The sequence below is a fragment of the Chamaesiphon sp. GL140_3_metabinner_50 genome, assembly GCF_025361915.1.
GTDB lineage: Bacteria > Cyanobacteriota > Cyanobacteriia > Cyanobacteriales > Chamaesiphonaceae > Chamaesiphon.
The window spans coordinates 1-11,100 of the sequence record NZ_JANYJC010000309.1 but is presented as its reverse complement, the minus strand read 5'-3'; the positions used below and the strand labels follow the sequence as shown (position 1 = coordinate 11,100).

At 45.4% G+C, this 11,100-nt stretch carries 8 protein-coding genes and 1 pseudogene; 6 read left to right on the top strand and 3 right to left on the bottom strand.

The annotated features are described in order from the left end of the window. Positions 1–166 precede the first annotated feature (166 nt). From Q0R35_RS15175 to Q0R35_RS15150, 6 genes are all read left to right on the top strand, one after another. Positions 167–292: a hypothetical protein gene (locus Q0R35_RS15175; protein WP_295620070.1), complete on the top strand. Its 126-nt coding sequence runs from the start codon at positions 167–169 to the stop codon at positions 290–292. 83 nt (positions 293–375) lie between these two features. Next, the gene (locus Q0R35_RS15170) at positions 376–1,986 is read left to right on the top strand and encodes an MBL fold metallo-hydrolase (RefSeq protein WP_295620067.1); all 1,611 of its coding nucleotides are present in this window, start codon (positions 376–378) and stop codon (positions 1,984–1,986) included. A gap of 220 nt (positions 1,987–2,206) precedes the next feature. Then, positions 2,207–4,513, top strand: a complete 2,307-nt coding sequence (locus Q0R35_RS15165; protein WP_295620064.1) for a CHASE2 domain-containing serine/threonine-protein kinase — start codon at positions 2,207–2,209, stop codon at positions 4,511–4,513. Between the two features lie 146 nt (positions 4,514–4,659). Further along, the gene (locus tag Q0R35_RS15160) at positions 4,660–5,586 is read left to right on the top strand and encodes a LysR family transcriptional regulator (RefSeq protein WP_295620061.1); all 927 of its coding nucleotides are present in this window, start codon (positions 4,660–4,662) and stop codon (positions 5,584–5,586) included. An 86-nt stretch (positions 5,587–5,672) separates the two neighbouring features. Further along, positions 5,673–7,007, top strand: a complete 1,335-nt coding sequence (locus tag Q0R35_RS15155; protein WP_295620057.1) for a metallopeptidase TldD-related protein — start codon at positions 5,673–5,675, stop codon at positions 7,005–7,007. Positions 7,008–7,101: 94 nt separating this feature from the next. After that, positions 7,102–7,971, top strand: a complete 870-nt coding sequence (locus tag Q0R35_RS15150; RefSeq protein WP_295620053.1) for an MBL fold metallo-hydrolase — start codon at positions 7,102–7,104, stop codon at positions 7,969–7,971. Positions 7,972–8,155: 184 nt separating this feature from the next. Here the strand turns inward: Q0R35_RS15150 and dndC are convergent, their stop codons facing one another. From dndC to Q0R35_RS15135, 3 genes and pseudogenes are all read right to left on the bottom strand, one after another. Beyond that, complete coding sequence (gene dndC, locus Q0R35_RS15145; RefSeq protein ID WP_295620050.1) at positions 8,156–9,721, bottom strand: DNA phosphorothioation system sulfurtransferase DndC; 1,566 nt, start codon at positions 9,719–9,721, stop codon at positions 8,156–8,158. 23 nt (positions 9,722–9,744) lie between these two features. Beyond that, positions 9,745–10,701 (bottom strand): HNH endonuclease, encoded by a 957-nt coding sequence (locus Q0R35_RS15140; protein WP_295620047.1) that lies wholly within the window; start codon positions 10,699–10,701, stop codon positions 9,745–9,747. Between the two features lie 133 nt (positions 10,702–10,834). Next, positions 10,835–11,029 (bottom strand): annotated as a pseudogene (locus Q0R35_RS15135) (AbrB/MazE/SpoVT family DNA-binding domain-containing protein); the annotation flags it as partial. Positions 11,030–11,100: the final 71 nt, after the last annotated feature.

Sequence of the window (11,100 nt, the reverse complement as noted above, 5' to 3'; positions counted from 1 at the left end):
ATGAAATCTTCTGTAGGGGCAATTCATGAATTGCCCCTACAGAAGATTTCATCGAGACCAAACTCCCATCCCCAAAATCAACAATGGTTAACAATCGTTGCGTCGATTGGATCGATCGATAGATAATAACTAAGTGATGTTATACAATCTGGCGGAGTTATTTTAAATGTTGAGCGTTCAAGTTTTATTGCCAATTCTCACCATTCCGTTTATTATTGGTGCGTTATTTTTCGGTACTCGGAACGGATTTTATGATTCGGACAAATATCATGGTAACGGTTCCGCTCACTAAATACTGACCTGCCGTTGGATCTTGCTAATGTGAGGCGAGATCCTCAATCTATACCAAGAGCGGCTTTATCATGGATTCTTCCCTTGTCTACGCTACCTCACGCTAGTAATGAAGATCTCGTCTGCTTGCCCTATGCCGTCGGTCATAGTGATGAGGGAGTGTGTTTATTAATCAAGATGGGGCCGTATCGGATCTTACTCGATTGTGGGCTGAAAGATATTTCCCCACTAATTACCGAAGATCGGTTACCTGTCTGCGATTTAGTCATTTGTAGTAATGCTCGTGCCGATCGAGCCAGAGGCTTACTAGAACTGCATCGTGCCGTGCCGCAGTTGCCGATCTATAGTAGTGAAGTTACCAGTTTACTGTTACCGCTCAACTGGTTGGATGAACCAGAACCAGTGCCGCCATTCGGTCAAGCTTTGCCCTGGCGACGATCGATCGAGTTTCAAGATGGTTTAACTGCCGAACTATTTCCAGCGGGGCATTTGCCCGGTGCGGCGGCGGTATTATTGACTTATACCGGATTTTATCAGTCTTATAGCGTCTTCTATACAGGCGACTTTTTCTTATCTAATTCGCGGCTGGTAGATGGGTTGCACCTCGATTCGATTCGTAATCTCAATCCAGATGTATTGATTATCGAAGGTAGTTATGGTACGGCGAGACATCCCCATCGCCGCAAACAAGAAAATACCCTGATGACGCGGATCGATCGAGCGATCGAGCAACAACAGTCAATTATTTTACCAGTACCCAATCTGGGCATCGCGCAAGAATTATTAATTTTATTGCGGAGCCATCATCTATTTACCGGACGCGATATCGATATTTGGGTAGATGGCAAGATTGTCGCATGTTGCGATGCATACCTAGATCTACTCCCATATTTTCCGCCCTCAGTTCAAAATTTTGCCCGCCATCAATCGCTATTTTGGGACGAAAAAGTGCGTCCGCACGTCCGCCAGATTACCCCCGAAACCCTGGCAAACATTCATCAGCGGCAGTGCATTATTATTACCGAAACCGAGATCGATCTAGAAATTTATACAGCCGGACATCCTTTCCCCTGGCTGGTATTATTACCCGCCGCACCAGCGGAAATCACATTACCCCCCGCTACAACGCCCCAACTGACGATCGAAACCTATCTCTTGAGCCAACATTCCGACGGTGCGGGTACCACTCAATTAATTCATAATATCCGTCCCAAACATGTCGTCTTCATCCACGGTTCGGCACCTTATTTAGCCGATCTCACCGCACTCGAAGAACTCCAAAATCGCTATCATTTACACTCCCCCGCCGCTGGAACGCTAGTTTCGCTACCGATTGGCGATACCTTTATTCAACCCGCACCGCCAGCAGATCCCAATTATGAGGGCGAACTGACCGAACTAGAACGGCAGGTTAATATTACCTTACCCACCGCGATCTCCAGCGACCCCAGATGGCATAATTTTGCAGATACAGGATCGATCGAAGCCAGATGGCAAGGCGAAGAAATCGTCCTCAGAGGGGTATCTCAGCGCGAAATGCTCGATCGGCAACAGCAGCTCAACCTCTCGCCAGATCTGCACTGCTGCGGCAATTGTCGCTATCAGCGCGGTTCCCGTTGCTATGGGACCCGATCGCCATTACATGGGTTTAAGGTGACTCCCGATGGTTTTTGTCCGGTATTTGAATCTAACTAACACCTAACACCTAAGAGGATGTTTGAAAAGTTTAACTGCTCCGTTTATGGTGGGTAAATCCCCCTCAATCCCCCTTCAAAAGGGGGACTTCCGGATCCGGTTCCCCCCTTTTGAAGGGGGGCTAGGGGGGATTTCTAGGGTTTGCGCTTAACAGGTCAGACTTTTCAGACATCTTCTAACACCTAATACCTCATACCTAATACCTAATACCTAACACCTAATGTCTGGCACGATCGGATTATCATCTATTCGGAAATTTATCGCTCAACTGTCACTACCTTGGCAAGTAGTGACAGTTGTGGGTGTGAGTTTGGGGGTAATGGGACTCGTCATTGGAGCCAAACAGTTGGGGTGGTGGGAAATGGGAGAATTGGCGGCTTACGATAGCGGCGTGCGCCAGAAAGCACCCGCACCGCCAGATCCGCGAATTACAATCGTCGCAATTACCGAAGAAGATATCGAGCTGCAAAAAACTTGGCCGTTACCAGATCGGACGATCGCTAAAGTCATCCAAAAGCTCACCGATAGCAAGGCGAAAGTAATTGGCTTAGATATGTTTCGCCCCAATCCCGTCGAGCCGGGACGTGCCGATTTAGCCAAAATTTGGCAGCAAAACGATTTAGTTATTGCTGGTTGTCACCATCGGAACCTGAAAAGTCCCGGCATTGCTGGGCCGCCGGGGATTCCCGCAGCACAGTTGGGGTTTGTCGATTTGCTAATCGATCGCGATAGTATCGTCCGGCGCGCATTATTATTTATGTCTCGCGATCCTAAATCGCCTTGTACCAGCGAGACGAGTTTCTCGCTTCAAATCGCTCAAGAGTACCTGCTGCGCCAACACCAGATTACAGGTCAGTTTGACTCAAACAGTCGATTTCAACTCGGTACAGTGCATTTTAAGCCCGTTTCCAGCACTGATGGCGGCTATCAAGATGCTGAAGCTGGCGGCTATCAGATTTTGCTCGATTATCGGGCGCGGAGTGGTGGGAGTAAGGGTGACAATCGTGGTGTGGCTGCGATCGTCACGATGTCGGATTTGTTAAATAATCGCGTCGATCCCAAACTGATTAAAGATCGGATTATTTTAATCGGTTCGACGGCTAGTTCGCTTAAAGATGATTTTCTTACCCCATATAGTGAGGGTAAAGCCGAAGATGCCACCATGCCAGGAGTTGTCGTCCACGCCCAAATTACCAGCCAAATTCTGAGTGCGGTACTCGATAATCAGGCATTATGGTGGTTTATGCCCGATTGGCTCGAAGCGATTTGGATTGGGGGGTGGTGTCTGACGGGGAGTTTGCTAGCTTGGTATATTCGCCATCCGATGCGGTTATTCCTCGCTACTGGCGGTGCGGGGGTGATGCTAATTGGCGGATTTGCGATCGCCTTTATAAATGCAGGCTGGATTCCGATCGTCAGCCCTTTTGTGGGCTTGATTGCTAGTAGCATCGGGGTATTGGGGTTGACGAGTTATCAAACTCAGCAACAGCAAAAAAATATGGAAACTTTGGTAAACGATCGCGAACTCGCCATCGCCGAACTCAAGCTATTGCTGAGTCAGACAGCACCATCAGTGCTGGCATTACCCCCAACGCAATTACCAGCTACGACGATGACTGCCGAAACAGTGCTAGATCCCGATCTGACGGTTCTCGATCGGCAGAATGCTACGCTCAAACAAGACCAAAATCCATTTCCAACTCAAACACCGGGCGCGATGCCGCCTAATTACCTGCTGGATGGTCGCTATCAAGCCGAGCATACCCTGGGGGCGGGTGGATTTGGAGTCACTTATCTAGCGCGAGATACCAAGCGTCCTGGCAAGCCTCAGTGCGTCATTAAGCAACTAGTCCCCGCCCGTCGCGATGCGAATTTTGTGAGTTTGGCACGGCGGTTATTTAATACCGAAGCCGAAATCTTATCTAAATTGGGGCACCACCCGCAAATCCCCCATTTACTCGCTTATTTCGAGCATCAACAGGAGTTTTATTTAGTCCAAGAATTTATCGATGGTACGCCACTCGATCGCGAATTAGAGGGATCTACCGAGCCGTGGAGCGAGGTGCAAGTGCTAGATCTACTGCGTCAACTTTTACCAGTGTTAGGCTTTATTCACTCTCAACACGTCATCCATCGCGATCTCAAGCCGGGTAATATCATTCGCGATCGGCATCAGGGTAAACTAGTTTTAATCGATTTTGGTGCAGTCAAAGAGATCCAGCCCCAAATTGCCAACGAACAAAATATGACGATCGCGATCGGGACACGCGGCTATACACCCCCAGAACAGTATGCCGGACAGCCCAATTATACTAGCGATCTCTATGCTTTGGGTTCGATCGCGATTGAGGCTCTGACCAATACTCACCCACGTTATTTACCCGTTGACGAGAATACTGGCAATCTCATCTGGCAAGATCTGGCTAGGGTTTCACCCGAATTAGCGCGCGTTTTGGACAAGATGGTGGCGTATCATTTTAAAGACCGCTATCAATCGGCAACTGCGGCATTAATCGATTTACCGTAGCTATCTTTATCCCAACGGCGATCTAAAATATAGATATTCCCAATTTGGTCGAGAGCCAGTGCGTTAAGGGAAAACCACACAAAAGATGTCAAATCCCGACTGATTCAGATTAACATTTCGCCACGATCGATTATCGGCAGGATAAAATGCGTCAATCTACACTCCATCAACTCAAAGTATTTGAAACTGTTGCCAGATTAACTAGTATTACTCGCGCAGCAGAGGAGTTGTCTTTGACACAACCAACTGTGTCGATGCAAATCAAACAGCTCACCCAAAATATTGGCGTGCCTTTATTCGAGCAAATTGGTAAAAAGTTGTATCTCACTCATGCCGGACAAGAGTTACTAACTACCTGTCGAGAAATCTTTAATGAGTTGTCTCGATTTGAGATGAAAATTACCGATCTTCAAGGATTAAAGCAAGGTAAATTAAAACTCGCGACAATTACCACGACTAAATACTTTATGCCCCGCGCGATCGCTCCTTTTTGTCAACTGTATCCGGGGGTAGATGTTGCGTTAGAAATCACCAATCACGAACGAGTGCTAGAACGGCTGAGTGAAAATCTCGACGATTTATATATTATTAGTAAAATACCCGATCGATTAGATGTTGTTTTACATCCCTTTCTGGAAAACCCCCTTGTAGTGATCGCACCCAAAAATCATCCCCTCGCCCAAGAAAAAGATATTCCCATTTCTAAATTACAAAACGAGCCATTCATCATGCGCGAACGCGGTTCGGGGACGCGCGATGCCGTCGAACAATTATTTAACAAGCACGGAATCTCGGTCAAGGTGAGATTGGAATTGGGCGGTAATGAAGCAATCAAACAAGCAATTGGTGTCGGTTTGGGAATTTCGGTACTATCCCGACATACGTTCACGCCAGAAGCTGCACTCTCTGGCTTGACGATTTTAGACGTGCAACATTTCCCGATCGAGCGGCATTGGTATATTATCTATCCAGATAACAAACAATTATCAATTCTGGCAAGTACTTTCTTTGACTTTCTCCAATTAGAATCTCAAGCGATCGCCGCAAAAATGTTTTCTAAAACTATTATCTAAATTCGTAAAATCGAACATTCATTCAGATCGGTACAATTAAAAAATATGTCGATCGAAACCCTACTCACCTTATTAAATAAACTTCCGTGATAGATCGATTAGAAGCTAGTTTCGATAAAGTCTTGGCAGCCTTAACTCAAAAGCTCCACACTGACGAACAATTTACATTACGATTGCGGGGTGAAGTCAGTCAGTTTACCCGATTCAATCATGCCAAAGTTCGCCAGACAGGCATCGTCCGCGATGGTAGTCTCCAACTCAAATTAATCTGCCAACAGCGCAGCAGCTCAGTAGAATTTCCCTTTACAGGCGACTCCGAACTAGATCTCCCGCAAGCACTAGCCGCCCTAACAGCCTTGCGTGCAGAAGTCCCCCAATTGCCCGTAGATCCTTATTTGGTAATCCCGACAGGGAATGCTGCCAGCCATGAAGTCCATGCAGGCGCACTATTACCAGATGCCCAAGTCGTCGGCAGCTTATTACCCGTTGTCAATAATCTCGATTTTACAGGCTTATACGCCGCTGGCACCGTACTGCGGGGCTATGCCGATAGTAGCGGTCAAAAACATTGGTTTGCCACCGAGTCGTATACTTTAGATTATTCGCTCTTTACCAGTACCGGGCAAGCCGTCAAAGGCACCCTTGCTGGCAGTCATTGGGATGATGCCGCTTATCAAGCCAAGATTGCCGAATCTAAAACCCAACTAGCTCGACTAGAACAACCGCTCAAGACGATCGAACGTGGTAAATATCGCACCTACCTGGCTCCAGCGGCAACTGCCGACCTGCTGGGAATGCTCTCGTGGGGGGGAATCAGCGAGGCAGCCTTACAGCAGGGACGGAGCTGTTTTGGGGCACTACAGCGCAAAGAACAACACCTCTCCCCACAATTAACCATTTCTGAAAATTTCCAGCGCGGCTTAGTACCCAGATTTAACGAACTGGGCGAAATTGCCCCAGCTCATCTGACTTTAATCGATCGCGGTCGGTTAGCAAATACCCTCGTCAACGCCCGTACTGCTAAAGAATACCAAAAACCAGCCAATGGAGCCAATCGGGGCGAATCGCTGCGTTCTGCCGAAATTGCTACGGGAGAGTTAACACCCGATCGGATTTTAGCAACATTAGACACCGGATTATACTTATCCAATCTCCATTATCTCAACTGGAGCGATCGACCGACTGGTCGCATTACTGGCATGACTCGCTACGCCTGTTTCTGGGTCGAAGGGGGCGAGATCGTTGCGCCGATCGCCAATTTACGCTTTGATGAAAGTCTGTACCGTTGTTGGGGCGATAATCTCTTATCATTGACAACCAATGTCGAATTCATCCCCGATGTCGATACCTACAGCAATCGCCAACTCGGCGGGAGCTGGGTACCGGGATTGTTAATTAAAGATTTTACCTATACGCTCTAGTTTTAATTCCCGCTGTTTTGGGCACAATAACTAATATTATCGTCATTAAACTCTAAGTTGGAATTCGCAACCTTCAACTTCTCACTGCTAACCCATGTCCACAGAGGAAGAACAATTTAAAATTCATTTTTGGGGCGTGCGCGGGAGTATTGCCTGTCCGGGGACTGCCACCGTGCGCTATGGTGGCAATACGCCCTGCGTGGAAATGTTAGTGGGCGGTCATCGGCTAATTTTTGACGCAGGGACAGGGATTCACGTCTTAGGGCAATCTTTATTAGGCAACCTCCCCGTCAGCGGACATTTGTTTTTTTCGCACTCCCATTGGGATCACATTCAGGGGTTTCCGTTCTTTTCGCCCGCATTTATGGAAGGAAACGAATTCGACATCTATGGGGGCGTAATTCCGCATGGCGTGACGATCGAACACCGCCTCCACGATCAGATGAATCAGCCCAATTTTCCGGTACCATTACAGGTAATGGGAGCCAATCTGCGGTTTCACAATATCGACTATGGCGATAAAATTCAAATCGGCGATGTTACCGTCGCTACTGGCGAGTTAAATCATCCTGGTGGGGCGATGGGTTATCGGGTAAGCTGGCAAGATTACACGGCGGCTTATATTACCGATACCGAACATTTTAGCACTGGACTCGATCGCCACATTTTAGCATTAGCCGATCGAGCCGACGTGTTGATTTATGATTGTACCTATACAGACGAAGAATATTACCATCCCCGCACTAGTAAAATTGGCTGGGGACACTCTACTTGGCAAGAAGGAGTTAAAATCGCCGCAGCCGCCAACGTGAAAAAATTAGTTATTTTTCATCACGATCCTATCCATGACGATAAATTTATGGACGCGATCGAGCTACAATCGATCCAAGCTTTCCCCGGATCGATCGTCGCCCGCGAAGGTATGAAAATTATGGTAGATGAAACGATTTCGATCGCGTATTAGAGAATGTCTGAAAAGGTTTTTTGATGTGGATCGTAGATCTAAATCCCCCTAATCCCCCTTTTCAAGGGGGACTTCCGGATCCAGTTCCCCCCTTTTCAAGGGGGGTTAGGGGGGATTTCTAGGGTTTAAGCTGAACAGCATTGAGTTCTCAGACATTCCCTTAGAATTAGTGATTAGTGGATAGTCAACTTTCACTTAAATCGGTTCCCTCATCATTCTTATATTTCATCTGCGCCCAGGTTAATTGCTTCACCTTCTCCACATTGCCCTGACTTGCAGCCTCCTTCAAATCTCGCTTCTCATGCGCGATGGCAATCGCCTCTTCCTTCGAGCGCGAACTACTGTCGAAACACTTCTCTAGGTTTTCAAAAACCCCCCGCCGTGATTTTGTGGCATGTTGGCGTTCGGTATCCAGCAATTTTGCCATCAATTCTAAGTGCATGGCATCGTCGCTACAAATCTCTTCTAAAATCGACCATTCATCGCCACCTAATAGCTTCTTTTCCTGAATTCGCGTATCTTTAAACGGCTTACCCATTACTTCCTCATAAATACGCGGTAAACTATCATCAAACTCGTGCTTCTCTTCTAACCAAATTCTTCTAATTTCTCCTAATTCTTCCTCAGTAATTAGGATAATATCTTGCATATCTGGTGGTGCAGTCTGCCGAATTTGCACCTGTGCTTCTAATACCCGTCGCAACCAATGTTCGCGCCAAAACTTAGTATACGGCCCCGGAATGGGCACTATTTCAGTGACTTCTTTATCTTCCTTAGATTTGCGCTCGAATAGTTCAACTCTACCATAAATTCGTCGAAAATCGCGCTTATCGCGATCGTCATGAATATCTAATTCATTCCGAATATCTAACAGTGGTTGCAACCATTCTTTATCCTCATCATTTTGAATCATCGCCTCCATCGACTTATCTTTACTCACCAACGTACACACCCAACAACCAAAGCGAGAATCGCCACAACTAGGTGTCGATGTATCGACAACTAACGGACACTCATTATCGGCAGTAGCACCACGATATAAAGTAAACAGATCCTGATTATTCCCACCCCAAGGATTTTTAAACTGCATCAGATACATCCACACCTCATCAGTCCGCCAATCTTCGATCGGGCTATATATGAGAGAATTAGCTAAATTAGGATTGGGACTGAGTCTATCTCTGACTCTGCCTACTTCATTTTTTTTTAAAACTGCGGCACGAATATTACTTTCACTTTTGCGGACACCTAAAACAATAATAGTTTCGCCATAGACTCTCAGAATATCGCGAATAAATTGATTAACAGGCTTAATTTTCATCCGCTCCGTACACCATCGAAACCCATGTCGTGGAGCTGGATAACCTTTACCCATCAAACATGCCCAAAATGAATCTTTGACTGCGGGGTGAAGTAAATGCGGCTCGAAAGGCATGGACTTTGCTTGAGCCGCAGCTTTTAGTACTTTCATCGAGTGAGTGACCCAAACCGCAACAATCGGATTTTCAACTAATGTATCGGTGGTCATCACATAAACTTTTTTGTGACGCTGTTCGACTGGTAGATCTTCGATCGCAGTCCAAATAAGCTGTAATATTGTTGATGAATCTTTTCCCCAAGATATGCCCACAATCCACGGGACAGTATCGCTTAGATATAGATCTTGAATCTCTCGTGTCAGTTCTTGAATATGTTCGACTAATTGCTCTAAGCTTCGAGCTGAAGGTAATGATGTTTGTAAATCGTTCACGATAATTATTTACTTTTAATTAGCTAAGGTTTAAACTTATTCTCTCGATGCCATTTCAATGATTCTAATCTTGGGAAATATCGTTTGTTACTTGGCAGTGCAATCGGTTCGCGATCGAAATCTTTCATTGCTCTCGTATATGGCGAATCATCATCTAAACCCTGTGCAACGATTATTCGATAGTTATCATCGATACTAAACCAACCTAGATCGAATGCCCAATGATGATTTTTACATAGCGATAACCCATTATCAATTTTACTATCCAAGAATTCAGAAAATGGTTTAATATGGGCACCATCGACAATATTTTGATTTGGATCTCTAATAATCCTCAGCTTGCAAAATGCACATCGATAATCATACTCTCGAACCACCAGTTTTCTAAAGAAAGAATTCCTGACGATCGATTTTCGCAAAGTGATTTTAATTTCAGAATCTAGATTTGGTAGCTGAAGAGGTTTGACTCGATCGAATTCTATGTCTATATCTGAAATAACAGCTAAGTTTAACTTACTATCTGTAAACCAAGTATTCACTAAACTATCTACTAAGACTTGTCTGATAGAAGAATCTTGTAGTAAATCAAATAGCTCGTCATCTAAATAAGCATACTCGACTTTTTCTTTGAGTTTATTAGTTGTCTTAATTCGTTCTCCTTCATAAGCATCATTAAATTTAACATGCCAAAATCTACCGCTTTGCAGGTGAACGAACGGATAATGTAGCGCATCCGTATAAGTAGACTTAGTGACTAGAATACTCCAGTATTTTTTAAATGTCTCGATTAACTCAGTCGATACGAAGATCCGGTTTTCGATAATCGACTTCTGCGTAATCAATTCTAGTACTGATAGAATCAAAATTGGCTGATGATTAGCCGTTCCACGTTCTTTGGTCTTGCTAACATTGAGAGTGGCAAAGCAGTTACAATAATAGGCTAGATCTCGCGAACAATGTGCCTCTGTTATTTGACTCATGTAAAAAAATACTGCATATCTATGGATCGATTAAGCTCATCCATTCTTTAGTATACAGGCAAAATGTCAGACTGATGAGTTTTTAAAAACTTAACGATATCACCTTTTGCAGGCATGTAACTACCATGTTTCTTTACCAGCAGGTTGACCCCAATCGTTCCCCACCGATTAGTTCTGGCGTAACACCAATTAGTAAGTCCTCCAGTTGATACTTTCTCTTGACTGATGAGATTACAACTGTGTTGTTGACAACTTCAATATTTACCTCTGTCCCAACCGTAAACCCTACTTCGTTTGCTACAGGCTGAGGAATTCTTACACCTAGGCTATTACCCCACTTACCCCTCTTCTGTCGCTCTGGACAGAGCGTGAAATTTAGTAGATCTTAGAGCTGGCTTA

What these genes read in the sequence shown, in the direction of transcription:
- Q0R35_RS15165 (WP_295620064.1), top strand. Translation starts at nt 2,207, where the DNA reads ATGTCTGGCACGATCGGATTATCATCTATTCGGAAATTTATCGCTCAA.
- Q0R35_RS15160 (WP_295620061.1), top strand. Translation starts at nt 4,660, where the DNA reads ATGCGTCAATCTACACTCCATCAACTCAAAGTATTTGAAACTGTTGCC.
- Q0R35_RS15175 (WP_295620070.1), top strand. Translation starts at nt 167, where the DNA reads ATGTTGAGCGTTCAAGTTTTATTGCCAATTCTCACCATTCCGTTTATT.
- Q0R35_RS15140 (WP_295620047.1), bottom strand. Translation starts at nt 10,701, where the DNA reads ATGAGTCAAATAACAGAGGCACATTGTTCGCGAGATCTAGCCTATTAT.
- Q0R35_RS15150 (WP_295620053.1), top strand. Translation starts at nt 7,102, where the DNA reads ATGTCCACAGAGGAAGAACAATTTAAAATTCATTTTTGGGGCGTGCGC.